At 55.9% G+C, this 24,518-nt stretch carries 22 protein-coding genes; 11 read left to right on the top strand and 11 right to left on the bottom strand.

The window, feature by feature from the left end; translation table 11 throughout:
* Nucleotides 1-7: 7 nt before the first annotated feature.
* Nucleotides 8-1,237, bottom strand: coding sequence for an aminopeptidase (locus tag MKY74_RS01855; RefSeq protein ID WP_076172652.1), 1,230 nt, complete (start codon nt 1,235-1,237; stop codon nt 8-10).
* 206 nt (nt 1,238-1,443) lie between these two features.
* On the opposite strand from MKY74_RS01855, the gene MKY74_RS01850 reads away from it, so the two are divergent.
* From MKY74_RS01850 to MKY74_RS01830, 5 genes are all read left to right on the top strand, one after another.
* Nucleotides 1,444-2,364, top strand: a complete 921-nt coding sequence (locus MKY74_RS01850) for a DoxX-like family protein (RefSeq protein WP_076172654.1) — start codon at nt 1,444-1,446, stop codon at nt 2,362-2,364.
* Entirely contained in the window at nt 2,361-3,005 is a 645-nt protein-coding gene (locus tag MKY74_RS01845; RefSeq protein ID WP_076172655.1) for a DUF4166 domain-containing protein, read from the top strand. Before MKY74_RS01850 ends, MKY74_RS01845 begins: the two co-directional genes overlap by 4 nt.
* A complete protein-coding gene (locus MKY74_RS01840; protein WP_076172657.1) occupies nt 2,995-4,623 on the top strand; it encodes a YndJ family protein in 1,629 nt (542 codons plus the stop codon). Before MKY74_RS01845 ends, MKY74_RS01840 begins: the two co-directional genes overlap by 11 nt.
* A 96-nt stretch (nt 4,624-4,719) precedes the next feature.
* A complete protein-coding gene (locus MKY74_RS01835; RefSeq protein ID WP_076172660.1) occupies nt 4,720-5,844 on the top strand; it encodes a GntR family transcriptional regulator in 1,125 nt (374 codons plus the stop codon).
* A 212-nt stretch (nt 5,845-6,056) separates the two neighbouring features.
* On the top strand, nt 6,057-9,281 hold the full coding sequence (locus tag MKY74_RS01830) for an alpha-mannosidase (RefSeq protein WP_076172663.1): 3,225 nt from the start codon (nt 6,057-6,059) through the stop codon (nt 9,279-9,281).
* A gap of 108 nt (nt 9,282-9,389) precedes the next feature.
* Here MKY74_RS01830 and MKY74_RS01825 read toward each other — a convergent pair whose 3' ends face one another.
* The 4 genes from MKY74_RS01825 to MKY74_RS01810 form a co-directional block, all read right to left on the bottom strand.
* On the bottom strand, nt 9,390-10,040 hold the full coding sequence (locus MKY74_RS01825) for an amino acid ABC transporter permease (RefSeq protein ID WP_076172665.1): 651 nt from the start codon (nt 10,038-10,040) through the stop codon (nt 9,390-9,392).
* Nucleotides 10,041-10,076: 36 nt separating this feature from the next.
* Nucleotides 10,077-10,742, bottom strand: a complete 666-nt coding sequence (locus tag MKY74_RS01820; RefSeq protein ID WP_076172668.1) for an amino acid ABC transporter permease — start codon at nt 10,740-10,742, stop codon at nt 10,077-10,079.
* Between the two features lie 72 nt (nt 10,743-10,814).
* Nucleotides 10,815-11,696 carry an ABC transporter substrate-binding protein gene (locus MKY74_RS01815; protein WP_076172670.1) on the bottom strand — a complete coding sequence of 294 codons (882 nt, stop codon included), beginning with the start codon at nt 11,694-11,696 and terminating at the stop codon, nt 10,815-10,817.
* A gap of 37 nt (nt 11,697-11,733) precedes the next feature.
* A complete protein-coding gene (locus MKY74_RS01810; protein WP_076172673.1) occupies nt 11,734-12,462 on the bottom strand; it encodes an amino acid ABC transporter ATP-binding protein in 729 nt (242 codons plus the stop codon).
* Between the two features lie 558 nt (nt 12,463-13,020).
* Here MKY74_RS01810 and MKY74_RS01805 point away from each other — a divergent pair.
* Both MKY74_RS01805 and MKY74_RS01800 read left to right on the top strand, forming a co-directional pair.
* The gene (locus MKY74_RS01805) at nt 13,021-13,221 is read left to right on the top strand and encodes a cold-shock protein (RefSeq protein WP_076172675.1); all 201 of its coding nucleotides are present in this window, start codon (nt 13,021-13,023) and stop codon (nt 13,219-13,221) included.
* 156 nt (nt 13,222-13,377) lie between these two features.
* Nucleotides 13,378-13,611 carry a cold-shock protein gene (locus MKY74_RS01800; protein WP_076172678.1) on the top strand — a complete coding sequence of 78 codons (234 nt, stop codon included), beginning with the start codon at nt 13,378-13,380 and terminating at the stop codon, nt 13,609-13,611.
* A 190-nt stretch (nt 13,612-13,801) separates the two neighbouring features.
* Here the strand turns inward: MKY74_RS01800 and MKY74_RS01795 are convergent, their stop codons facing one another.
* The 3 genes from MKY74_RS01795 to MKY74_RS01785 all read right to left on the bottom strand — a co-directional run bounded on the left by MKY74_RS01795 (nt 13,802) and on the right by MKY74_RS01785 (nt 17,008).
* The gene (locus tag MKY74_RS01795; RefSeq protein ID WP_076172681.1) at nt 13,802-14,845 is read right to left on the bottom strand and encodes an NAD(P)/FAD-dependent oxidoreductase; all 1,044 of its coding nucleotides are present in this window, start codon (nt 14,843-14,845) and stop codon (nt 13,802-13,804) included.
* Nucleotides 14,846-14,921: 76 nt separating this feature from the next.
* Nucleotides 14,922-15,959, bottom strand: coding sequence for a FecCD family ABC transporter permease (locus MKY74_RS01790; protein WP_076172683.1), 1,038 nt, complete (start codon nt 15,957-15,959; stop codon nt 14,922-14,924).
* Nucleotides 15,959-17,008 (bottom strand): FecCD family ABC transporter permease, encoded by a 1,050-nt coding sequence (locus MKY74_RS01785; RefSeq protein WP_076172685.1) that lies wholly within the window; start codon nt 17,006-17,008, stop codon nt 15,959-15,961. The genes MKY74_RS01790 and MKY74_RS01785 overlap by 1 nt, the downstream gene beginning before the upstream one ends.
* A 330-nt stretch (nt 17,009-17,338) precedes the next feature.
* On the opposite strand from MKY74_RS01785, the gene MKY74_RS01780 reads away from it, so the two are divergent.
* Nucleotides 17,339-18,355, top strand: coding sequence for an ABC transporter substrate-binding protein (locus MKY74_RS01780; protein WP_076172688.1), 1,017 nt, complete (start codon nt 17,339-17,341; stop codon nt 18,353-18,355).
* A 161-nt stretch (nt 18,356-18,516) separates the two neighbouring features.
* On the opposite strand, the gene MKY74_RS01775 is transcribed toward MKY74_RS01780, so the two are convergent.
* Nucleotides 18,517-19,218 (bottom strand): YcnI family copper-binding membrane protein, encoded by a 702-nt coding sequence (locus MKY74_RS01775; protein ID WP_076172691.1) that lies wholly within the window; start codon nt 19,216-19,218, stop codon nt 18,517-18,519.
* 59 nt (nt 19,219-19,277) lie between these two features.
* Nucleotides 19,278-20,945 (bottom strand): copper resistance CopC/CopD family protein, encoded by a 1,668-nt coding sequence (locus MKY74_RS01770; protein WP_084203973.1) that lies wholly within the window; start codon nt 20,943-20,945, stop codon nt 19,278-19,280.
* A gap of 415 nt (nt 20,946-21,360) precedes the next feature.
* Here MKY74_RS01770 and MKY74_RS01765 point away from each other — a divergent pair, with 415 nt between their 5' ends.
* Nucleotides 21,361-21,531 (top strand): hypothetical protein, encoded by a 171-nt coding sequence (locus MKY74_RS01765; RefSeq protein WP_163880247.1) that lies wholly within the window; start codon nt 21,361-21,363, stop codon nt 21,529-21,531.
* 153 nt (nt 21,532-21,684) lie between these two features.
* Here MKY74_RS01765 and MKY74_RS01760 read toward each other — a convergent pair whose 3' ends face one another.
* Nucleotides 21,685-23,568 (bottom strand): bifunctional diguanylate cyclase/phosphohydrolase, encoded by a 1,884-nt coding sequence (locus tag MKY74_RS01760; protein ID WP_076172694.1) that lies wholly within the window; start codon nt 23,566-23,568, stop codon nt 21,685-21,687.
* A gap of 218 nt (nt 23,569-23,786) precedes the next feature.
* Here MKY74_RS01760 and MKY74_RS01755 point away from each other — a divergent pair, with 218 nt between their 5' ends.
* Both MKY74_RS01755 and MKY74_RS01750 read left to right on the top strand, forming a co-directional pair.
* Nucleotides 23,787-24,128: a metal-sensitive transcriptional regulator gene (locus tag MKY74_RS01755; RefSeq protein WP_076172948.1), complete on the top strand. Its 342-nt coding sequence runs from the start codon at nt 23,787-23,789 to the stop codon at nt 24,126-24,128.
* Nucleotides 24,129-24,175: 47 nt separating this feature from the next.
* Complete coding sequence (locus MKY74_RS01750; protein WP_076172696.1) at nt 24,176-24,376, top strand: copper ion binding protein; 201 nt, start codon at nt 24,176-24,178, stop codon at nt 24,374-24,376.
* Nucleotides 24,377-24,518: the final 142 nt, after the last annotated feature.

Below are 24,518 nucleotides of genomic sequence, written 5' to 3'. Positions count from 1 at the left end.
TGGTAGATCAGAACGCCCAGTTGCCCTTACGAAATACAGGTTCTCTTTGGCCGTCCGCCGTGATGCCGTCGATGTCCATGTCCGCAGAGCCGATCATGAAATCCACGTGGATCATGCTGTGATTCAGCCCGGCACGGTCGAGCTCTTCCCGGGTGAGCGAGGTTCCGTTCTCGATGCAGGTCGGGAAGGCTTCGCCCAGGGCCAGATGGTTCGATGCATTTTCGTCAAATAGCGTATTGAAGAAAATAAGCCCGGTCTCCGAAATGGGCGAGTGGTGCGGTACAAGCGCGGCTTCGCCCAAATAGCGGGCCGACGCGTCCATGTCGAGCATGCCTTTTAAAAATTCGTAACCCTTCTCTGCCGTAAAATCGACGACTTTTCCGTCCTCAAACGTCAGGCTGAAGTTCTCGATCAAGTTTCCCTGGTAGCTGAGCGGTTTGGTGCTGCGGACGGTTCCCCGGGTCCCTTCCCTGCGGGGCGAAGTGAACACTTCTTCCGTCGGAACGTTCGGGTTGAACTCATTGCCCGCTTCATTCCGGGCGGTACCGCCGTTCCAGACATGATGCTCCGGAAGCTCGATCAGCAGGTCGGTGCCCGGAGCTTTATAATGAAGCTGCTTGTACTGCTTACGGTTCAAATATTCGCGCTTGCTGCGCAAATTCGCATTATGCTCGTTCCAAGCCTGGATGGGATCGCCGCCGCTCACACGGGCGGTTTGGAAGATCGCCTCCCACAGCGCCTCGACCGCAGCTTCCGGTGTTAGGTCCGGGAAGACCAGCTTCGCCCAGGCCTCGGACGGGACGCCTATAATGGACCAAGTCATTTTGCTTGCGGACATATATTCCCGCCATTTGGAGAGTGCGGCGCTTGCCGCTTTGGAATGGGCTGAGATCCGCTTGGGGTCCACGCCCTTCAGCAGCTCGGGATTGGCCGATTCGATAAAAAGAAATGCCCCGTCGTTCTCGGCGAATTCCTGAACCCACTTTGCTCTCCACACCGGGTACTCCTCAAAAGCCTCGTCAGGAGCGAGATGATACTTCAGCTGTGTGCTGATCTCGTCCTGCCACTCAATATGAACCAGCTTTGCCCCGGCTTGATAAGCCTGCTTGGCGATCATGCGCACGAATTCCGGCACATGGATCGGAGCGCTGATCCACAAGGACTGCCCCGGCTGAATATGAACCGCAACATGGACGGCGAGCTCGGCGTATTTTTCCAAACGGTCTAAAAAACTCATGGACTTTTTCCTCCCCAACATCGGCAGATTATAACAATCTATTAAGGATTCGCCCTTTCTTCGCCAGTTCCTTCCAGCTTTCGCGCCGCCGGAGGCCTCCGAACAAATGCCATCGGTGTATGATCTTGTCTAAACAGGAAGGAATTTAGAAGGACATCGGGCTTTTTCCGCGAATTAGGAAGGGAGCAAAGCAAGGGGGAGACGCCATGAAAAAGCAACGGCCCATCTATGTGCAAATCGATATCGACACAACGATGGATAAGCTATGGGAATATACCCAGAACCCGGATTTGCATACCGCATGGGATGCCCGGTTTACGGAAATTTCGTATTTGCCGCGGGCGCAGGATGAGCCTCAACGTTTTCGGTACCGAACCCGGATCGGCATGGGCATCGATATTGCAGGCGAGGGAGAATCGGCGGGACAAGTGGAGAAGGAATCCGGGGACCGGGTCTCCTCGCTGAAGTTTTGGACGCATGACCGGCTGTCGCTCATCCGAAAGGGCAGCGGGTATTGGAAGTATACGAAGAAAGACGGCGGTATCGGCTTCGAGACGCTGTACCAATATGAGTCGGCTTTCGGCGCGGCGGGGCGTCTTGCCGATGCCTACCTGTTCAGGCCGCTGCTCGGATGGGCGACGGCTTGGAGCTTTGACGCGTTAAAAATGTGGCTGGAGCAGGGATTTCATCCGAAGCTGCTGCTCCAGCGCTTTCTCACGTACTGGACCGTGTGCGGGGTGATCGCCTTTGTATGGCTGTACCACGGCCTCGTTCCCAAGCTAATCATGGCCCATCCGGACGAAATTCGCATGATGGAAGCCGTAACCGGGAGCATGGGCAGCGGCGTGGCGATGATCCGGATGGTCGGCATACTGGAAATGCTCTTTGGACTCGTGTGGCTGCTGCCGCTGTATAAGCTGAAGCGCCCTCTGTTTATTCTCCAGATCGTTGCCATCTGCGGTCTGACCGCCTCTGCGGGGATCGGGGATATCGGCAGTTTCGTTGCCCCGTTTAATCCCGTGACGCTAAACGGTATGCTGATCGTCCTGTCGCTGATCGGCTACGGGAACAGCCGACATCTGCCCAGCGCCGCCCGCTGCCGCCGAAAGAAGGCAGGTGACCTATGAAATCGATCTATGAACAGGCGCTCGGCGATACCTATCAGCTGCTGCATCCCAAGCTGCAGGAGCGTTACCGGCTGACGGGAGATGCGGTGTTTACCGGGGCCGGCCGGATGGAGGAAATCAGCGGCGGTTCGTTTGCCATACGGGCCATGATGGTGCTGGGCATTCGGGCCCGTCTGTTCTTTCCCGAGCGGGGCCGGAACATCCCTTTTGTGATCCACAACAAAGTATCCCGGGATACAAAGGGCCAGGAGACGGTACATTGGGATCGGACGTTTGATTTCCGGGGCAAAAAGCGCCATTTCGATGCCGTGATGAAATGGGACAGTGAGGAGGAGCAGATCCTAGACTTGTTCGGCAAGCCGGCACTGCTCGGCTCCTCCCTGTCCCTCCACGTGGACGACAAAGGAGCCATGCACATCTCCTCCAGAAGCCAGTGGCTGCCCCTGTTCGGCATGCGGATCCCGCTTCCCCGGGTTTTTCACGGGGCGGCCCAGATCGTGGAGTCCTACGACGAGGAGCGGCAGTGCTTCCGGATTCGGGTGCATGTGCGCAATCCGCTGTTCGGCACCCTTTTCGCCTATAAGGGGAGTTTTACGGGAACAAGGAAAGACGGGAGCGGAGGAAGCCGGGATGAAACGTAACGCATGGTTCGGATTGCTGCTGTATGTGATGTTTCTCGGCGTCAGCGGGCGGCAGCTTCAAGTGCTTGAAGCGGTGCTGATGCTGGCGGTGCTGGTGCTGGTACCGGGTTTCTTAATGCTCGTGGATGCTCGCCTGCGTAACGGGAAAACGATGGCTTTGTACAAAATCATGACGATCCTTTACCCCCCGGCTGCTGTTTGTGCGGCACTCTCCTTCATGGGAGATATCCCGCTGTTATGCCTTCCCTGGGTGGCTTTTACGGTGATTACGGCGCTGTATGGGCTGAGACGGCTGCTGGAGAGGGGACTGCATCCGCTTGCTGAAACCGCGGTGGATTTCGGACTGATGTACTTGGCCGGTGGCGGTTTCTGGTTCCTGGCTGCGTCGCTGCATTGGCGTATAATGGATTTTTCGGACGTGCTCATCATGCTGACAGCCGTTCATTTTCATTACTCTTCATTTATTATCCCGATCCTGGCCGGACTGCTGGGGCGAAAAATAACGGTTGGACGGAAGCTGTACTTAACCTCGACCGTCATCATCATGCTGGCCCCGGCCGGCATTGCGCTGGGCATTGCTTTTTCCACCGCCCTTGAGTTCATTCTGGTGGCGGCGTACCTGGCTGCCCTGTACGGCTACGGACTGCTTGTTTTCAAAGCTTCCTTTACCCGGCGGGAGGCCAAATACCTCATTTCTTTTTCGGCGCTCGTATTGATGGTGACGATTCTGTTCTCCCTGATTTACGCAGCCGGAAGGGCGATGGGGTTCGGGAGTCTCTCGATCAACCGGATGATCTGGATTCACGGCTTGATGAACGCGGTAGGCGTAGCTCTTCCGTCGCTTGCGGGCTGGCTGCTGGAGGGAAACTTCCCGAAGGAGAGCTATTATGGCAAACCGGTAAGCTCCATCACCGGCGGAAGGCATATCGGGCGCCACTTCTTAAGCAGGGAAGGACTCCTTGACGAAACGGCATCCTACTCAGGGCTGGTCGACCGGATCGACGGGTTTGACTCCGCCTCGTTCCGCGCCCGGAGGCTGTCGCCCGTCATTCGGGATTTCTACGAGCATACCGATCAGTACGCGATGCGGGCCGACATCCGCTGGGCCGGGTGGTTTAGGCCGCTGGCTGTGGTCTATCAAGTCATCAGCCGCCGGATCGGGCAGATCCATCTTGGCACATTTAAAGGGTGGCAGGGGATGTACGGCCGGGTTCTTCCGGTGGCGTCGGGCAGGGACGGCAGGCAGCGGGTTCGCGCCTGGCAGCGTTTGAACGGGCAGGGGGAGGCGATTTTCATTGCGCTCTATTCCCTGCATTGGTTCGGAGACGAGCCCTACATGAATATCGCCCTGCCGCTGCCGGGCACCAATATGACCGGGATGCTGCGCCTGTATAATGAAGGCTCCGGGCTCGTCTTAACCAGCGCCCACAGCCCGGCTCACCGGGGCGATGAGGGCATTTACCTGCATGCCTCATGGTTCACGATGCGTTTGCCCCTGAAGGAAACCTTCTGGATCCGGGAGGGGGAGTCCGGGCAGCGGCTGACGGCCCGCCACCGGATGTGGATTTTCGGACTCCGTTTCCTGGATATCCGGTACGATATTCAGCGGTCCGGATGAGCCTGCGGCTGGGCAGCGGCGTTGACATGTATGTCCCATGGGATATAATGCTAAAAGGAAGATGACCGAAAGATCAGGTATTGGAGGATTATTGTCATGAGCCAGGACAGGGAGCCGCTGTACATTCAAATACAAAACCATTTCAAGCAGTTGATTGCTTCCAGGCAGCTGAAGGAAGACGACCGGATTCCGACCGAGAAGGAGCTGATCGACCAGTTTCAGGTGAGCCGGATCACCGTGGCCAATGCGTTGGCCGAGCTGGCGGGCGAAGGCTGGATCTACCGGATTCCGGGCCGGGGAAGTTACGTCAAGGGCGTGCCTGAGAAGTACATATCGGGTAATCCGGTCTCCCTCGTCTCTGAGGCCAAATCGTCGTCGGCTCCCAAGATCGGGCTCGTGTTTCCTTCCATTGAAGATTATTTTGCGATCCAAATGGTACGGGGGATCCGCAGCGCGCTGTCGGGGAGCAAATACTCGCTGGTCGTCATGTTCACTTATAATTCCAAGGAACTGGAGAAGGAAGCGATCCGCGAGCTCCGCAGCACGACGGACGGGCTGATTATTTTTCCGGTGGATGCCGAGGTGTACAGTGAAGAAATTATCGCGCTGAAGATGCAGAATTACCCGTTTGTGCTCCTGGATCGGCATCTGCCCGGCGTAGAGACGAACGTGGTCCTGTCCGATCCGGCTCTGGGTTCCATCCTGGCGGTGGATCATCTGTGGGAGCTGGGACACCGGAACATTGCGATATGCTCGGATTCTCCAATACCGACGGTGACGGTCGATGAACGGATTCAAGGATATAACGAAGCGCTGAAGAACAAGGGCGCGATGATCAATCCCGCTTTAATTCTTACCGACTTCAGCATCCCAAAGGGGCCTTCCCGTACGGATCACCCGCTGTACCGCTTCCTCAAGAGCCGGATGGCGACGGCGTTTATCGCGCTGAACTGCAAGCTTGGGGTCAACCTGTGGTCCATGGCCAAGGAATTGGGGCTGGATGTCCCGGGTGACCTGTCCATCGTCACGTTTGATAACCCGAGTCCTATGCTCGAAGAGCTCAGCGTATTTACGTATATCGATCAAAGCGAGGAAGAAATGGGTCGCGAGGCGGCAAGCCTGCTGCTGGATATTTTGGAAGGGAACATCAAGGACGTCAAGTACACGAAGCGGATTTTTAAACCCCGTCTCGTCATTCACCATACGACAGGCCCGGTATAACCAGAGGAAACAAGAAACGGCATTTCTTGAAACAAGAGATGCTGTTTTTTTTGTTTTATATTATACATAAATGCTATATTATATATATTAATACGAGCAAACTTATTGCCGATGTGCTGTAACCGACGAAGCAGCAATTTATTACTCCGGAAATTCCGGGAGCATGCATGGCCGGAGACGGAAGGATGCAGAAGGGGAAAAGGTGATCATCCATGAGATTTATGATTGAAAAGCTGGAGCGGCGCATTCAGGAACTGGCCGGGCTGAGATACCGGGACCGCAAGCCGCTGGAGAACATGCATATCGTACCGGATGTGGAGAGTTTGGCGGAAGCGAAGGCCGCCGCAGGCAGCCAGCCGGTCGTGAAGGTAGGGGACCGCTGGGGAGGAAGGGATCGCTACGCCTGGTTCATCGCCGACGTGACGTTTCCCGCATCGTGGCGGGCGCAGGACGTCGTAGGACTGATCAAGCTTGGGGAAACCGGCGGGGGCAACTGCAGCGGGTATGAAGGCCAGGTGTATCTGAACGGGGAACCGGCGCAGGCCGTGGACCGCAACCATGCCGAGCTGTTCTTCCCGGCGCAGGCTGTGGACGAAGGCCGCGTGGAGCTGGCCATCCGCGCATGGAGCGGGCTGACGCCCCCGAATGGCAGCCATATGCCGTTTGATCATCGGGTTGATGTGCTGGAACTTGCAGTACTGGACGCGGCAACCGACGATCTGTACTATACGGCGCTGCACATGCTGCAGACGGTGAAGCTGCTGGACGAACGCGCCTTGGAGAAGCAGGCGATGACCTCTGCAATGGAGGAGGCGTTCCGGCTGCTGGACTGGAGCGCGCCGGGATCGGACCGCTTCTACTCCTCCACCGAGCAGGCGCTGTACGTGCTGAAGGAGCGGCTTGAGGCGATTCCGCGCGGCCCGCGGCCGCAGATCACCGCGGTTGGTCACTGCCATATCGACGTCGCCTGGCTGTGGCGGCTGAAGCATACCCGGGAGAAGTCCGGGCGCTCGTTCTCGACGGTGCTGACGCTCATGGACCGCTTTCCGGAGTATGTTTTCCTTCAGTCCCAGCCGCAGCTGTACGCTTATTTGAAGAAGGATTTTCCGACGCTGTACGAGAAAATCAAGGATCGCGTGAAGGAAGGCAACTGGGAAGCGACCGGGGCGATGTGGCTGGAGTCGGACTGCAACATTCCTTCCGGGGAGTCGCTGGTCCGGCAGCTGCTGACGGGCAAGCGCTTCTTCAAGAGGGAGTTCGGCGTCGACAACCGCGTATTATGGCTGCCGGACGTGTTCGGATACAGCTGGGCGCTGCCGCAAATTTTGAAGAAGAGCGGCATCGACTACTTCATGACGACCAAAATCAGCTGGAGCCAGTACAACCGCTTCCCGTATGACACGTTCATGTGGCGGGGCATCGACGGCACCGAAATGCTGACGCATTACATCACGACCCCGGACAACGACGGCAGCTGGTTTTATACGTACAACGGCAACATCACCGGCTCCTCGATTCAGGGGCTGTGGGATAACTACCGGCAGAAGGACATCAACGAGAATCTGCTGCTCGCCTACGGCTGGGGCGACGGCGGCGGGGGTCCGACCCGGGATATGCTCGAAGCGGCCCGCCGTTATGAAGACATGCCGGCGGCGCCGCAGGTGAAGCAGGGCGGAGCGGAAGCATTCTTCGAACAGCTGGAGGAACGGGTCAAGGATAATCCGCAGCTCCACTTGTGGGACGGGGAACTGTATCTGGAATACCATCGCGGCACCTACACGTCCCAGGCTTATAACAAGCGGATGAACCGCCGAATGGAGCAGCTGCTTCACAACGCGGAATTCGTGAACGCGCTGGCGCTGATGCTGAATCCGGGCTATGCCTATCCGGCCGCAGGCCTCGCGGACAGCTGGGAGATCGTGCTGCGCAACCAGTTCCACGACATCATCCCGGGCTCGTCCATTCACGAAGTGTATGAGGACAGCCGGGTCGAGTACGCTGAGGCCGAGCAGCTGGCCGTGCAGGTGCTGGAACAGGGGCTGTCGCAGTTTACCGCCGAGGGCCGCGGGGAAGCGGGCGCACAGCCGGATTCCGTCAAGGCGGAAGGAAAGGGCCTCCCTGTCCGGATTTTCAATCCGCTCGGCTGGGAACGCTCTTTCGTCAGCGAAGTTTCCGTGGAAGGGGCCGAACAGTTGGTGTGGTATTCTGCAGCCGGAGAAGAGCTGCCGACCCAGATCATTCCTGCGCAGGAGGATGGATCATCCCGCGTGCTGGTTACCGTGAAGGATGTGCCGGCCTACGGCTACACGACCATTTACGGCCGCAGCGGGGGATCGGGCACCCCAGGTTCGGCTTCCGCTGCAGCGGTTGAGACGGATTGGCAGATCACGGGGGACGTCGTGGAAACGCCGTTCTACAGCATCCGCTTGAACGAAGCCGGTCAGCTGGTATCGCTGTACGACAAGCAGGCGGACCGCGAAGTGCTGAAACCGGGCGAGCCGGCGAACGTGCTGCAGGTGTTCGAGGATAAGCCGATGGCGCACGACGCCTGGGACATCGATATTTTCTACCAGGAAAAAATGCGGACGGTCGAGGACCTGAAGAAACTGACGGTCCTGGAGGAAGGGCCGCTGCGCGGCGTGATCAAGATGGTGTATGCGTATCACAACTCCACCATCGAGCAGCGGTTCACGGTGTACCGGGACGACCCGCGGATCGATTTTGTGACCAAAGTGGATTGGCACGAGCACCAGCAGCTGCTCAAGGCCGCTTTTCCGGTCGACATCCGCTCCACCAAAGCCACTTACGAGATCCAGTTCGGCAACGTGGAGCGTCCGACCCACTGGAACACGAGCTGGGATTACGCCCGGTTCGAATCCGTGGCGCAGCGCTGGGTGGACCTCTCCGAGGGCGGTTACGGCGTCAGCCTGCTGAACGACTGTAAATACGGGCATGACATCCGCAACCACGTCATCCGCCTCAGCCTGATCAAGTCCGCCGTCTATCCGGACGGAACCGCCGATCAGGGTGAGCATGAATTTACGTATTCGCTGTATCCGCACCGCGGCGGCTGGTATGAAGGCGGAACCCATCAGGCGGCCTGCGGCCTGAACACGCCGCTGCTGGCCGTACCGGTACAGGAAGGCATTCTGCCGGAGGCGCTTGGCCTGGTGAAGGTGAATCAGCCGAATATTATGATCGACACGGTCAAAAAGGCTGAGGACAGCGACGATATCGTCATCCGCATGTACGAATACGGCGGCATCCGCACCCGCGTCCGGGTCGAGCTGGACCCGCAGGCCGGTGTGGTCAGCGCGGCGGCCGAGACGAATTTAATGGAAGAAGGCGGCGAGCCGTTGAGCGTGTCGGGCAACGGTACGGAGCTGCGCTTCAAGCCGTACGAAATCAAAACGCTGGTGGTATCGCTGGCGCGTTAACCACCCGCACCATATTTGATGCGATACGCACGAAGCACAAGCAAGCCCAGCCTCACCCATGAAGGGGAGAGCTGGGCTTGTTTTCTTTGTCCGGGCCGAGCAGCCGTATCAGAGCGTCTTGGCCTCCAGCCGCCGGGCGATGATCGAGAGAATGTAGTTCACGATGAAGTACAGGGCGGCGGCGAAGATGAGGGCCGGGATGACGTAGTTCGGGCTGTGTCCCTGCAGGATCTGCACGTTGTGCATGAGCTCGGGAAGCGAAATGATAACCGCGAGCGACGTATCCTTGAGCAGCGAGATGAACTGGCTGACCAAGGGCGGAACCATGCGGCGCAGCGCCTGCGGCAGAATGATATGCCGGAGCGTCTGCATATAGCTCAGCCCCGAAGAGCGGGCCGCCTCGATTTGTCCCCGGTCCACGGAATTGAGTCCGCCGCGGACGATCTCCGAAATCATGGCCCCTTCGAACAAGGTCAGGCCGACGACCGTCGCCCAGAAGGGGGACATCTTGATGCCGAGCTGGGGAAGCACGATGTACATGAAGAAGATGATCAGCAGCAGCGGCAGGTTCCGGATAATATCGACGATGGCTGCGACAATCCGGGACAATACGGGGATTTTGGCGTAACGCAGCGTCCCGAGAACGGTTCCCAGCACGAAGCTGAACACAATGGACAACACCGCGACCTCGATCGTAACGAGAAACCCCTCAAGCAGAAACTTGACGTTGGGTAGGGAATAGGCACCTATAAAATCCATGGCGGCATCTTCTCCTCTTGCCAGAATAAAGCCCCTTTATCGGTCAGCCGAGCGGAATCGGCGTTCCATGTAATGGACCGCAAAGCTGAGCGGAAGCGTAAGCACCAGGTAAAAGACGGCGACGATCGTATACACGGTCAGGGGCAGGAAGGTGTCGGAGTTGATCAGGTCGGCATAATACATCAGGTCCATCCCGGTCACGACGGCCAGAATGGACGAATTTTTAACGAGATTAATAAACTGGTTGCCGATAGCCGGCAGCACAATCTTGATCGCCTGGGGCAGCACGATGTGAAGCATCGTCTGGATATACGACAGTCCCGTCGCGCGGGCGGCCTCGGTCTGGCCGGCCGGTACGGACTGGATGCCGGCACGGATGGCTTCCGCGATGAAAGAGGCGGTGTAGACCATCAGCCCAAGCGTCCCCGAGGTAAAGCCGTCCAGCGGCAGTCCGAGCGACGGGATTCCCAGGAAAAAGAAAAACACGACGAGCAGGAGCGGGATGTTGCGGATAAACTCAACATACACCGTTCCGATCACATTCAGGGCCCGGATCGGGGAGATTCGCATCACGGCGATGATCACGCCGAGCACGAAGCTCCCGATCAAGGCGAGGACGCTGGCTTCGATCGTGTGGATAAAGCCTTCGGCAAAACGGTCCCAGTGGTTAAACAAGACGTGAATGTCAAATTTGCCCGGCATGGCCTTCGTCCTTTCTTAAAGGTTTTCAGGGCTCCCCGCAGCGTGCCGGGAAAGGCAGCGAAAGCCAAGGCCCTACTCGGGTTTGACACCCATCCACTGCTCATACAGCTTGTCGTATTCGCCGCTGTCCTTCATTTCCTTGAGCAGATCGTTGACGGTTTTCACAAACTCGGCGTCGCCTTTTTTGATGGCGATTCCGTAAGGCTCGTCGGTGAAGGTGCCGCCGACCAGCACGTAGTTCGGATCCTGTTTTTGCATGCCGAGCAGGATGGCGTTGTCGGTCGTCAGGGCTTCCCCTTGGCCGGCTTTCAACGCGGTAAATGCGTCCTGATAGTTTTCAAACTCCAGCACGGTAGCGTCCGGCGCCTTTTCGCGGATGTTTTTAGCCGAGGTGGAGCCTTTGACGGTCAGCACCTTCACGCCTTTTTTCAAGTCCTCCAGGCCTTGGATGGCGCTGCCTTTCTTCACGAGCAGGGATTGACCCGCTTTAAAATAGACGTCGCTGAAGTCGACCTGCTGCTTGCGCTCCTCGGTGATGGTCATCGTGGCGACGATAAGGTCGATGTCCCCGTTCTGCAGCAGCGGAATGCGGGTTTTGGACGTCACTTCCTTCAGCTCGATCTTGGTTTCATCGCCGAGTATTTTTTTGGCCAGCGCCTTGGCGATGTCGATGTCAAAGCCCTCTACTTTTCCGGAAGTCGGGTCTTTCAACCCGAACAGCTTGGTGTCGTATTTCACGCCGGCGATAAGCTTGCCGCGGGCCTTGATCGCTTCCAGCGTGCCGCCCTTGGCAGCCGTGTCTCCGCCGTCGTCCTTGTTCCCGCTTGCAGTCGTGTCGGTCGACCCGCCGCCGGTCGCGGCCGTGGGCTCGCTCTTCGAGCCTCCGCAGGCCGTGAACACCAGGCACATCGCCAACAGGACAAACGCAACACTCCACCTCAAAGGTTTTTTCATGAATTCAATAACCCCTTTCCATATGCTTCCACTGGATTTAATGATGAATCAGCCGGCTGAGAAACGTCCGCGCGCGCTCTTCCCGCGGATGGTCAAAGAAGCTTGCCGCCGGGCCTTCCTCAATGATCTGACCGTTGTCCATAAAAACGACACGGTCGGCAACCTCGCGGGCGAATCCCATCTCATGCGTAACGATGACCATCGTCATCCCGTCGTAGGCGAGAGAGCGCATCACGTCCAGTACTTCGCCGATCATTTCGGGATCGAGAGCCGATGTGGGCTCGTCGAACAGCATGATCTTCGGATGCATGGCCAGGCCCCGGGCGATTGCGACCCGCTGCTGCTGTCCCCCCGAGAGCTGGGAAGGGTAGCTGGATGCCTTATCCGCAATGCCGACGCGGGACAGATAAGAGGTCGCACGCTCGGCCGCTTCTTCTTTGGAGAGGCCAAGCACCTTGACCGGCGCAAGCACAATGTTGTCGATCACCGTTTTATGGGGATACAGATTAAAATGCTGAAAGACGATGCCGATCTCGCGACGGAACCGGTTAATGTCGATCTTTTTGTCATGCAGCGCCGTTCCGTTTACGTAGAGCTCGCCCGACGAGATTTTTTCCAGCCGATTGATGCAGCGGAGCAGGGTGCTCTTGCCGGAACCGGACGGCCCGATGATCACGACCACTTCGCCCTCTTCGATCCGAAGGTCGATATTCTGGAGGACATGAAAGCTGCCGTAAAATTTACTGACGTTCTTGAATTCGATCAGAAATATACCTCCCTTCCTATGTAACCTTTAAGTGCGTGCTTGTTCAAAAAGTTCAGTTTTCAGCACCGAGAAGATTGAATGAAGCAAGGGACTGAGGAGCAGAGCGTACGTAGTGGGTACGTGAGCACCGGAAATGTTTCCGAAGGAAACATACTACGCAAGCATCCACTTAGGCCCGGCTGAATTCAAGATTCGATGCCGAATCAGCTTCCCGATTTACTTCGTAATCAAAAGCGGACTTTTTGAACAACCTCTTTAAGGAGCATGTCGGCCCGACGTGCTCGTAACACTATATTGCTGTAAGCCCGATAAAATGATTAACCTGCCCAAATGCCGTCAGCTCGAAGTCATATCTTGGCATGGCATATCAACATTTCCCAAATCCTTGCATTTTGGTGATTTCCGTGGTACACTGTATTCAGTTCTAAAATTTGAAACCAATTCACATATTGAAAAGGGTATCATGTTTACGATGGAACTTTTTTCAATGTGTGAATTTTTTTTAGCTTTATTTAAAAGAAGGATCATATTAAATTTCAATTTTGGAGGTACAGCCCCATGCAAACAGGTACAGTTAAATGGTTTAATGCCGATAAAGGCTTCGGATTCATCGAAGTTGAAGGCGGAAACGATGTTTTCGTACACTACAGTGCAATCACTGGTGATGGTTTCAAAACGTTGGACGAAGGACAACGCGTCCAATTCAACGTGGTTGAAGGCAACCGTGGACCACAAGCTGAGAACGTAGTGAAACTGTAACATCAACAAGCGGCTGCCCTTAACAGATTCGTTAAGGGCAGTTTTTTCATATAGACCAAGCAGGCTTGTCCAAGATCCGTTCTTGGCGGAGGTTGACTGCTGCAGGGCGTCCGTTTATACAGTTTGGTTTTATACTTCATAAAAGGGGGACTGAGCATGAACTACCGCAAAAAGTCGATGGAGGAAATACCTGAGGAAAATACAGCGATCTGGTCCTGTACGAAGGAAGGGTGCAAAGGGTGGATGCGCGATAATTTCGCCTTTGAGCATGAGCCGACCTGCAGGTTGTGTAATTCCCCGATGGTGCGGGATACGAAAATGCTTCCTGTTCTGAACAATTCGAGTGCCGATCAGAAATCGGCCAAGAAGGGCGTCAAGATCGACTCCTAAGCAATGAACCCGTGTGAAATCATAGAATATCCGATATAAACGGCAAAAAGGTCTGCACCGATCATGCAGGCCTTTTTTCTATGGGATTCGGATTGAAGTATCCCCATTGAAGGTTCTGGTTCAGTTAATTTATCTTGTTAATGGTTCATGTCCTGAACCCTAGACAGTCTTTCCTGGCCGGTACCCGGTGTTAGTGGTCTTCGTCGATGACGCCAAGCGCCCGGTTTTTCTCTTTGAACCGCTCATTGTGCGAAGAAACATAAGCAACCTTGGGCGCTTCGGGATCCATGTAGAGCTTGGCGCTGTTCGTGGCAAGCACAGCATCGGTGAATGTGCCTGCGATCAGTCTCACTTTGCTGCTGTAATCCACAAAGTCTCCTGCGGCAAAAATTCCCGGCACATTCGTTTCCAGCTTGTCGCTGACGTTCGCCGTCCATTCGCCCATATCGATGCCCCAGTCGCGGATCGCCCCAAAGTTATACCGCATGCCGTGGTTGACGATGACCGCATCAACGTCCACGCGAAGGGTATCGCCGCTCTCTTCATGGCAGATCGAAACCTGGTTGATCGCGCACCCGTCACTGCTGTGCAGCTGGCGGACGGTATAGGGAACATGGATCTGAACGGAGGACTGCTTCATGCGAACCACGTTGCGCTCATGGCCGCCAAACTGCTCGCGCCGATGTACTACACAGACGCTGGCTGCGATCGGCTCGAGCTCATTGGCCCAGTCCACGGCGGAATCGCCACCGCCGGAGATGAGCACGCGCTTGCCGCGGAAGGGCTCGAGCTCCTGCACCGTATAGTGAAGGTTGCTCACTTCGAACCTGTCGGCACCTTCGATGTCGAGTTTCGCCATCTCCAGGATGCCGTAACCGATCGCCATGATGACCGTGCGGGTCCAGTGCTTTTCTCCGGTTGAGGAAGTAAGCAGAATAGTGCCGTCTTCCAGGCGCTCCTGGCCGACGATCTGCTGGCCCAGTACGACGGTCGGATCAAAAGTCAGCGCCTGCTGCTTCAACTGCTCGATCAGGTTGCGGCATAGGATCGGTCCCGTACCGCCGACGTCCCAGATCATTTTCTCCGGATAAATCAGCATCCGCCCGCCCAGTTCGTCCTTCGCTTCGATCAGCTTGGTCTTCAGGTCGCGCATCCCGCTGTAAAAAGCCGCATACATGCCGGCAGGGCCACCTCCGATGATGGTTACGTCGTACAGCTCCAATGATTCACTCATGGTTTTCCCTCCAAGTCCATTCAGGTATGATCCGATCCAAATGTCGGAAAAAATAATCTATATCAAGCACTGGCGTTTAACTTTTCGCTCTGGCGAGCAGATACAGAAAATAAGGTGCGCCGATGACGGCGACTACGATGCCCGTCGGTACGCCGGAAGGCTGCAGAATCCAGCGGCCGATTGTGTCGGCCGCGATAACGAGCAGCGCCCCGATGAGCGCCGAGACCGGCAGCAGCATCTGATGCTTCGGACCGACGAGGCGTCTGGCCAAATGCGGACCGACGAGCCCGACGAAGGCGATCCCGCCGCTGACGGCTACACTGGCCGCAGCAAGGGCGACGGCAGCGGCGAGCAGGCGGAACTGCTCTTTGCGTACATTTTCGCCAAGGCTGGTCGCCATCTGCTCTCCCATCTGCAGCACGTTCATCACCCGTGCCCGATAAATAATGTACGGCACCAGGACGACGATCCAGGGGAGAAGGGAGAGGACAAACTTCCAGTTCGTTCCCCAGATGCTCCCCGCGAGCCATGTCGCGACGAATTGATACTGCTCCGGCTTCAACCGGAGCGTCAGCACGATCATGGCCGCCTGAATGCCGGCGGCGACGGCGATGCCTGTCAGCATCAGCCGGATCGGGCGGATTCCCTTGTTGCGCGTGTAGGACAGGGAATAAATCAGTGCCGCCGTCAATCCTGCGCCCACAAAGGCTAAGAGAGGGAGCAGGAATACCGGCATCGCCTGCGTCGTCGGATAGAACGAGACGAGCAGCATGACCATCAGCCCCGCCCCCGAGTTGATGCCGAGGATGCCGGGGTCGGCCAGCGGATTGCGGAAAATCCCCTGCATGACCGCTCCGGACACCGCCAGTCCCGCGCCGATCAGCACCGAAATGACGATCCGCGGGAGCCGGAATTCGAAGAGAATCAGGTTCTCCTGATCCGATCCCTGCCCGAACAGCGTCCGGATCAGGTCGAGCGGGCTTAACCGTATGTAGCCGGTGTTCATGCTGATAATAAAGACCGCAACAATGAGCAGCGCGAGAATCAGCATGACGGTCATGCCGCGAAGCTTTCTCCGCTGTTCGTAAGTAGAAACCGCTTGTCGTTCGGACATTACAGATCCCCTACCTCTCTTCGTGCAAGATAGAGGAAGAACGGAACGCCGATCAGCGAGATGATCGCCCCGATCGGGGTTTCATGCGGCGGATTGATCATTCTTGCCGCCAAGTCGGCGAGGACCGCCAGAAGGCTGCCCAGCACCGCCGAGCAAGGGACGATCCAGCGGTAATCGACGCCGACGAGATAACGGGTGACGTGCGGGATAATGAGCCCGATGAAGCCCACCGATCCGACCACGGCTACCGAGGAACCCGCCAGAACGAGCACGATGAGCACGGCGGCCAGCTTGATTAGGGCGGTGCGCTGTCCGAGCCCCTTGGCGACTTCATCGCCGAGACTCAGCATTGTAATCGACCGCGAAATGAGCAGCGAGCCGATCAGAGCGCCGGCGATCCATGGGAACATGATCTTGAGCTGCACCCACTTCGTGCCGGCTACGCCGCCGGCATACCAGAAGGCCAGATCCTGGCCGATGTGAAAGTACAGCGCCACGCCTTCGCTGAGCGCGGTCAGCAGCAAGCTGAGCGCTGCACCGGCCAGAACGAGGCGTACCGGGGTAAGCCCTCCCGGAGCGAGCGATCCGACGCCGTAGACGAGCCCGGCACCAACCCCCGCGCCGAGAAAGGCGTACAGGATCAAGTACATAAAGGACAGACCGGGGAAGAAGGCAAAGCATAGCGCAAGGGCGAAGCCTGCACCCGCATTAATGCCAAGGAGTCCCGAGTCAGCGAGCGGATTGCGGGTCATCCCTTGCATCAGGGCTCCGGCTACCGCAAAGCTTGCGCCAATCATCGCGCTGGCAAGGACCCGCGGCAGGCGCAAATCCCGAATAATTTGGTGATTGACCACATCCGCATGGAAATTGAACACGGCCGACCATACTTCAGACAGCCGGATATTGGCCGCTCCGAAGGAGATCGATAATCCCATGCTCAGAACGAGCGCGGCAAGGCCGCCGATAAGGATCAGGCTGGCGGTCTTCGGACGGGAACGGAGGCGTTCCTTGGAGTCCGGGGTCATATTCGCTGCTGCCTGCTGATTCATATATTGTCACCTATTTCCATGAAATTGATTCTCATTCTCACTTCATTCTCAATTACTCATTTTATATGAACAGCAGGCCTCTTGGCAATGAGAAATATGAAATCGGCATAAATCTGGCACAATTGAGCGTTGGTTCTGCAATGCACTGGAAAAAGGCCATTCTCAATAAGGAAGTGCCTGGGTGAAACCTTACAGATATCGGGTAAATCTGCGGGCGGTGCTGAATTCCCGGCAAGAAAATAAAGATTGACAAGGGAACGGCGAGCTGTTAAGTTTTCAATTGATAATGATTATCATTACTGATGAATTACATACCTATGGGGGGTTATTATGTTTACAAGGTCCAAATCATTGTTTACGGTCATGATCCTGGTGGTCATGCTATCCATGCTGGTGACGGCCTGCGGCGGCAATAGCGGCGGCAGCGGGTCAGCGGCATCCGGCGGGACGGCAGCCGAAACTTCAGGCAAGGAGACAGCCGCATCGGATTCAAAGGAAACGGCGTCGGACGGAGGAACGCGTACGTACAAGACAGAAAAAGGCGACGTGGAGATTCCCGTAAAGCCGCAGCGCATCGTAACCGATTATTATGGCGGCGAGCTGCTGTCCGTCGGCGCCCCTGTAGTGGGCGCGGAACCGAGCATTTTCCAAAACCCGTTCCTGAAGGATAAGCTGAACGGAGTAGAGGATGTAGGCTATCCAATCAATACCGAGAAGGCGCTCTCGCTCAAACCCGACCTGATCGTCGTCATGTATGACGACAATTATGAGGCACTGTCCAAAATCGCACCGACAATCTACATTCCTTACGGCACAGCAACTAACGTTGACGATACGGTGCGCCTGTTCGGCGACATTGCCGGCGAAAAGGAAAAGGCGGAGGAATTCATCAAAGCGTTTGACGAAAAAGCAGCGGCTGCCCGCGAGAAGCTCAAAGGCGTCGTGGACGAGAACGCCACCTTCGGCATCTACGAGTTGACGGACAAGGGCGAGCTGTGGACATTTGGCGACAATGCCGGCCGCGGCGGCCAGGTGCTGTACAATGCACTTCAGCTGAAACGTCCTGCGAAGAACAGCAAGGAAAACCAGACGCTGCAGCTGTCCATGGAACTCCTGCCGGAGTATGCGGCGGATTACATGTTCCTGACGACCTACGATCCGGAGAAGAAGGGCGACAAGCTAAAGGAATTGAAGGCTTCCCCGGTATGGAACAGCCTGGCGGCCGCGAAGAACGACCGCATCTTCTATAACGACTTTGACACGTTCTACCGCTATGATCCGATTGCTATTATGGGCCAAATCGATTTGTTCGTAGATATGATCCTCGAACACAGTGGTAAGAAATAGGAATTTAGCGTATAGGGTGCCCAGGCGGCAACGCTTGATACCCGCCGGCAACGAAAAAGAAGCTGCTCCGCTTTGATGCGGTGCAGCTTCTTTTTGTCTTTAACATCGCTTTGTCGAGCTGTCATGGACAGTTCCTCTGATCAGCTGTTTTTACCGGTCGGTTATTGCCGTCTTTTCGTAAACGAAGTGATCAAGGACACGATGGACAGCAGCAGGGCAGCAATCGAGGCGACCAGCGTCGCGGTCTGAACGCCGCTGCTTCCGGAATCCGCCGTGGCCGGGGCAGGAGTCGATGCGGCAGCCTGGTCCTGAGCGGACGTGTCGGCCCCGGCTCCGTTATCCGTGGAGGCCGTGTCGTCATGGCCGTGATCGGCAGGCTCCGTGGATTCCGCGGCGGTGATTTTGGTGATGGAGTGAGGCGAATCCGCGCCTTCGTCACCCGTCCATTCTACGATGCTGCCGTCTTTGTAATATTGGTAGGCGTCCCAGGCGACATCGGCATCCTGGTCCGGGTTCTGCGCAACGAAGTTAAACTGCTGGAATTCTCCGGCATTAATGCCGACCCCGGTAGCGCTCCACGTAATGGTTTTGATTTTACCCGAGGCATCCTTTTCGGTCGTGACTTTCCACTCCGGCACCGGCTGGTACTGTTTAAGGTCCACATTTTCTGGAACCTTTAACGTTACCTTGGTAGTGGCCACTTCTTTCTCAGACGGAATCTTGATCGTGTACGTTTCCCAGGCTCCCGGAGCCGATGTGGCCGGCTTGACCGTCACATGGGCGCTGGCGATGCCGGAAAACAAAAGCAGGCCGGCGGCTGCCGTGATCAAGAACGGGATGCGTTTGCTCAACAATGTTTTCATGCTCAATACCCCTTTATATTGTATTTGTGATGAGGCCGATATCACTTGCCCCGCATGCTTCAGCTGCTTCCGACGGTAATCTGGAAGTCGGTATCCCAGGCGTCGAGGGACTCGGTCAAAATATGGACATGGACGTTCCAGCGGCCTGCCATGCTGATCAGGTCTTGGGCTTTATACGTCTTATCGGCGCCGGGAATCTCGATTTCGTATTTGCCCATATCCATGTCCAGCGAGGTCAGCGTCAGCTTGATTTGCTGAATGCCCTGCACCGGCTTGCCGCTGGCATCCTTCACGCCTACCTCGAAGGTATTCTCGCCCGCGATATTCGGGCTGATCTGCAGCGTGACGACGTTGCGGTTATCCAGCGTCTGCTGCACACTCACCGGCCCCGGATTGGAAGATGCCGGGGGCAGGTTCGAGAGGGCGGCGGCGAGCACCAGGGCCGCAATGCCGGCCGCGAATTCGATCCATACGCCGGCGCCAAGCGGCTTGCTGCGGCGCTGCCCGCGGATGAGGTGCACGGCGGCGAAGCCGAGCATCACCAGCAGCAGCACGCATTTCAGCAGCAGGATGCGTCCGTAGGCGGTGTGAAGGAGCGAATACCAGGTCGGTACATACGTCAGCGAGGCGTACACGCCGCTGATCAGCACAGCCGCCACCAAGGTGGTGCCCCATAGAGAGAAGCGCTCGATGACCGCGAAGTAACTCTTTTTACGAAGATCCGGTTCGTCTGGCAGCGATGCCTCCCTAGGCAGAATCAAGCCGAGTGCGAGCAGGCAGCCGAGCCAGATGGAAACCGACACGAGATGAAGGAAATCCATAAATACCGGCATCCATATCGACTCGGCCGAAGCGGCGTGCCCAATGAATGCCTTGGACAGCAGCAGCCCCACGCCGGTGAGCAGTGTGCCCGCATACAACGCACGGAGCCCTTTTTGCTCGGTGCTCTGGGTTGCGGCATAGAGCAGTGCGCCGAGGAACAGTACAAGGATCACCTGCACCAGCCAAATATGGCCGAAGCTCGTAATGCGCAGCATTTTGCCGAGGAGCTCTGCGTTCCACACCTCGCTCCAGCCGACTCCGGCTTCGATCGCCGTTTGCATCGGCAGGCTCAGGAGCACACCGAGGATCAGAGCGGCATAGGATATGCCCAGAAGCTTACGGCTCCGAGGAGATAACACCGGATGCCGGGACCCTCCGCCCGCAGGCAGCAAATATAGATAAAAGCATAAAACGCCAAGCAGAAAAGCCAAGCTTACATAAAAGACCCAGCGGATCAGGATTAGATCAGCGCCCGGCGTATAGCCCGCGTACACAATGTGGCTGGCCGTATTCTGGCTGCCTGTGCCGATTTGGAACGGAAACGTTCCGTTCACCGGATGGCCGTCGCCGGAGACGGCTTTCCACTGAACTGTATAATTACCGTCCGGAAGACCGGTCTTCAGGTCGACTTCCAGGACGGCCGGCTGTCCGGCCGGAACTCTGCTGCTGCCCTGGTTAACCTCTGCTCCGGACGAATCCATCACGATGATGGAGTGAAAGGCCGGCTGCAGCGCCTCGTTGAACTGAAGCGTCACTTTGGCTGGCGTCTGCGTCATCACTTCATTATCGGACGGGCTGGACTTGGTCAGATAGGCATGGGCCGAACTGGAGGCAGGATGAATGAGCACTCCGATGAAGATCACCAGCATCCACACCCATAGCGGTTTCATATTACGTTTGAACATATCAAGGATTCACCTACTTTGAATTCGGTGCCGTTACCGCCGCTTGCGGCCGGCACATTGGTAATTGTATAGCCATCGTTCCGAGATGAAAATGACCCTAATGGGCTATAGCGGACCACAGGATTCATCGATTTCGTGAACTTTCGCCATGAAGCTGGATGGATCTAGGCGATTCTTCTTTTTCGGAAGCTAAATTTTTCCATAAAATGGGATGTTTGGCGGCTGACTTGCCGGATACCGGAGGATACGGCAGGATTTCTCCGGCTGGGGGCTCTGAGCCCCGGTCATCGCGGTTCAGCCCGCGAGGGCCGGGATCAGCCATTTTCAGCACATTTTCAATAAGTTTCAGGTCTCGATATAATAAAAAGGGAGTTCCCAATGAACGAAAAAATTGAAATCAGGAGTGATGTTATTCATGAGTTTGGCTGTGTTGGAACGTCGGAGTGAGCTGCTGAAGAAACGGATTCAACAATTGATCATTAAAGATAACCAGTACGGAATCAGCCGTCAACAGAACATGTTCCTGCAGCACATGATTAAGGAATTACACCAAACATCATACGAGTTAAACACGGAGCGCGGGTAAGCCGGCTGGGCTTATCCGGACGGAGAGAAAAAGGGTACCCGCAAGGGTATCTTTTTAGATTAAGAAAGCAATGAAATCAAGTTGAAGAAACCCGGATCATGCTCGTAGACATGCGCCGGGTTTTTCGTTCATATAAATAGAATACGTGTGAAATCAAGACGTTGTTGGCGAACCCGCATAGAGAAGGTTCACATCCGCAGCAGGGAGGGCTTTGCCCTTCTGTCTGGCTTCGATATACCGGATGAACAGCTCGGTCAGGTCCGGGTCAAACTGGGTGCCGGCACAGGCGCGCAGCTCGCGGATTGCATCTTCGACCGATTTGGTGTTCTGGTATGGGCGCTCCGAGGTCATGGCGTCAAAGGAATCGATCACGGTGAGCATCCGGCACAGCAGGGGGATTTCCTCCCTCTGATACCCATGCGGATATCCCTTGCCGTCGTACCGTTCATGATGCAGCTCGATATAGGGCACCAGCGCTTTGAACTGCTCCTGAATGAGCGCGATTTCCTTGCCCCAAACGACATGCTTTTTCACTGTTTCCCATTCCGAAGGGCTCAGCTTGCCCTGCTTCCGGATAATGTCGCGCGGTATTTCGAGCTTGCCGATATCGTGGATGAGTGCCCCGAGCACGAACTGCTTCCGGCTGACCGGGTCCAGACCGAGTACTGTGCTCATATCCATGGCGTAGCGAAACACCCGCTTGGAATGCTTGAACGTATCGATATCCTTGTACAGAAACAGGCTGAGCAGCTGCTCGATGTTTTTGACGTCCTGGGCGATGTCCTGCTCATCCTGAACAGGCTGGGATTCCCCAAAGATTTGTACGGTGTTTTTACCCTGTTTTTTGGCACCGTAGAGGGCCTGGTCCGCCTGATCCACCAATAGCGATTTGTCGTGAATGTCGGGCTTGTATCCGGAAATGCCGGCTGAGAAGGACAAGCATCCATGCGGAAAAATTTCTACGCCTTCGTAAGGGGTGTCGTTGATCCGTTTGCGCAGACGGTTGATAAACTCGAGGGCTTGCTGCGTATCGTAACCGGGCATCAGCAGGGAAAACTCCTCACCGCCGTACCGGGAGGCGGAAATGCCGGCCGTTTCCGATTCTTCTTTTAAAATTTGGCCCATGAGACCCAGCAGCCGGTCGCCCTTCAGATGACCGAAGTGGTCGTTGTACTTTTTGAAATCGTCGATATCGACCATGGCCAGGGACAGCGGCTTGCCGGTATTTCTCGCCTGCTGCAGCTGCACGTCGAGAATTTGCTCGAAGTAGGTGTGATTGTACAATCCTGTCCGCTGATCCGTATTGGCGCGCTCCTGCACCTGCTGATACATGCCGAACTGCATCCGGAACAGGTGGGACAGCAGCAGGCTGATGCCGAGAAACAGCCCTAGTCCCGTCACGCCGTTATGAACGACCATGATCGTGAGCACGAGAGAGAGGATCAGGATGCATAAGTAGACAAGCATGGATTCCCGCAGCAACCCCTTCAGCAGGGCGTACAGGTTGTCCCGGTTGCGGTACATCAAGCAGTAGTACAAGCTGATACATATCAGGTTCAGTATAAAATAAGCAACGAGGGCGCCGACGTATGCCGGCAAATGAACGTTCTGAAGGTAGCCCAGACGGCCGCCCATCAGATGAAACATGCCGCCTGCACCGGAAATCATGATGGAATAGATGGAGAAGTTGAGAAGGTGCTTCCACCATGCTAATTTCCGTTCGATGAAGGCGAAGATGACCGCGCTGACCAGCAGCATGACCAGAGAAGCCGCGCTCCCATAAGTAAAGATGCACGCCAGATATACGACCGAGTCCATCGACTGCTTGCTCCCGTCCGGGGGAACCTGGAAGGTATACATATACAGAACCAGCGACGCGGCAAGCATGGAGCCGAGAAGAAGCCAGTCCGCTGAAGTATATTCGAGGGACAGGCTGCGCATATGGAGCAGGAACAGAAGGGTGCCAAGCAGGCAGAACACCATCGTGCCGACCAACCCGGGAATTTGCTGCTGCGTAATAAGACGTTTTTTGAACATAAGATTTATCTCCCTGCAGCAAAAAAATGGATATTCGAATCAGATGTTTATTTCGCCTTGTTAAATCTTAATTCCTTTAATTTTCAAGGCGGAATGGAAAACGAATCATCATCTGACGGTTCTGCGCTTGCATACTATTGGGGGGTATCGTATAATGATGGTATCAAAGCGGCATAGGAGGTGTCCTTATGGCGAAGGTCGAAATGAAGGTCGAAGGAATGACGGGCGATGCCCTGCTCTCCGCAGTCGGTCCTCACAGCTCCTGCGAAGGGGGATGCAGCGAGCGGCACAGCCACCATTCGGAACAAACCAAGAACAATTTGATTACCCGTTTGAACCGGATTGAAGGACAGATCCGCGGCGTGAAAGGCCTGATCGAGAAGGATACCTATTGCGATGATGTGCTGAACCAGATCGCGGCGATCCAATCGGCCCTGAACGGCGTAGGCAAGCTGCTCCTGGAGGGTCATATGAAGAGCTGCGTGGTCGAGCGGATCGAAGCCGGAGACCATGAAGTGATTGACGAACTGCTGGTTACGGTGAAGAAATTAATGAAATAATACCTGCATGAGAAGCAGGGATTATCCAACTTAAGGAGGAATATATGATGAAACAAGTTACGCTTAACGTTCAAGGCATGTCGTGCAACCACTGCGTCAATGCGGTAGAAGGCGCGGTGAAGAATGCCGGCGCCGCAGGCAAGGTTGACTTGCCGTCCAATACGGTGACTGTGGACTATGACGAGAACAAAGTAAGCCTGGACACCATTAAGGCGGCGATTGAGGATCAAGGCTACGATGTTGTCTAAACATTAGATCAGGCGGATGTTACGCCTCGAATACGAGTTTCAGAAGATGGCGGAGGCGAGGGTGTCCTCCGCTTATACCAGGCAGCGATGCGAATTTACGTGATTTGCGGGCGCTGCCTTTTTTGACTCTAGTTTATACCCC

The sequence above is a fragment of the Paenibacillus sp. FSL R5-0378 genome (assembly GCF_038009285.1).
GTDB classification, from domain to species: domain Bacteria; phylum Bacillota; class Bacilli; order Paenibacillales; family Paenibacillaceae; genus Paenibacillus_AQ; species Paenibacillus_AQ favisporus.
Note: the sequence above shows the minus strand (reverse complement) of the source record. Positions and strands in the feature narration are given on the sequence as shown.

Bases quoted from the DNA above. Each gene is read 5' to 3' on its own strand.
- MKY74_RS01855 (WP_076172652.1), bottom strand. From the start codon at position 1,237: ATGAGTTTTTTAGACCGTTTGGAAAAATACGCCGAGCTCGCCGTCCAT.
- MKY74_RS01850 (WP_076172654.1), top strand. From the start codon at position 1,444: ATGAAAAAGCAACGGCCCATCTATGTGCAAATCGATATCGACACAACG.
- MKY74_RS01845 (WP_076172655.1), top strand. From the start codon at position 2,361: ATGAAATCGATCTATGAACAGGCGCTCGGCGATACCTATCAGCTGCTG.
- MKY74_RS01840 (WP_076172657.1), top strand. From the start codon at position 2,995: ATGAAACGTAACGCATGGTTCGGATTGCTGCTGTATGTGATGTTTCTC.
- MKY74_RS01835 (WP_076172660.1), top strand. From the start codon at position 4,720: ATGAGCCAGGACAGGGAGCCGCTGTACATTCAAATACAAAACCATTTC.
- MKY74_RS01830 (WP_076172663.1), top strand. From the start codon at position 6,057: ATGAGATTTATGATTGAAAAGCTGGAGCGGCGCATTCAGGAACTGGCC.
- MKY74_RS01825 (WP_076172665.1), bottom strand. From the start codon at position 10,040: ATGGATTTTATAGGTGCCTATTCCCTACCCAACGTCAAGTTTCTGCTT.
- MKY74_RS01820 (WP_076172668.1), bottom strand. From the start codon at position 10,742: ATGCCGGGCAAATTTGACATTCACGTCTTGTTTAACCACTGGGACCGT.
- MKY74_RS01815 (WP_076172670.1), bottom strand. From the start codon at position 11,696: ATGAAAAAACCTTTGAGGTGGAGTGTTGCGTTTGTCCTGTTGGCGATG.
- MKY74_RS01805 (WP_076172675.1), top strand. From the start codon at position 13,021: ATGCAAACAGGTACAGTTAAATGGTTTAATGCCGATAAAGGCTTCGGA.
- MKY74_RS01800 (WP_076172678.1), top strand. From the start codon at position 13,378: ATGAACTACCGCAAAAAGTCGATGGAGGAAATACCTGAGGAAAATACA.
- MKY74_RS01795 (WP_076172681.1), bottom strand. From the start codon at position 14,845: ATGAGTGAATCATTGGAGCTGTACGACGTAACCATCATCGGAGGTGGC.
- MKY74_RS01790 (WP_076172683.1), bottom strand. From the start codon at position 15,959: ATGTCCGAACGACAAGCGGTTTCTACTTACGAACAGCGGAGAAAGCTT.
- MKY74_RS01785 (WP_076172685.1), bottom strand. From the start codon at position 17,008: ATGAATCAGCAGGCAGCAGCGAATATGACCCCGGACTCCAAGGAACGC.
- MKY74_RS01780 (WP_076172688.1), top strand. From the start codon at position 17,339: ATGTTTACAAGGTCCAAATCATTGTTTACGGTCATGATCCTGGTGGTC.
- MKY74_RS01775 (WP_076172691.1), bottom strand. From the start codon at position 19,218: ATGAAAACATTGTTGAGCAAACGCATCCCGTTCTTGATCACGGCAGCC.
- MKY74_RS01770 (WP_084203973.1), bottom strand. From the start codon at position 20,945: ATGTTCAAACGTAATATGAAACCGCTATGGGTGTGGATGCTGGTGATC.
- MKY74_RS01765 (WP_163880247.1), top strand. From the start codon at position 21,361: ATGAGTTTGGCTGTGTTGGAACGTCGGAGTGAGCTGCTGAAGAAACGG.
- MKY74_RS01760 (WP_076172694.1), bottom strand. From the start codon at position 23,568: ATGTTCAAAAAACGTCTTATTACGCAGCAGCAAATTCCCGGGTTGGTC.
- MKY74_RS01755 (WP_076172948.1), top strand. From the start codon at position 23,787: ATGACGGGCGATGCCCTGCTCTCCGCAGTCGGTCCTCACAGCTCCTGC.
- MKY74_RS01750 (WP_076172696.1), top strand. From the start codon at position 24,176: ATGAAACAAGTTACGCTTAACGTTCAAGGCATGTCGTGCAACCACTGC.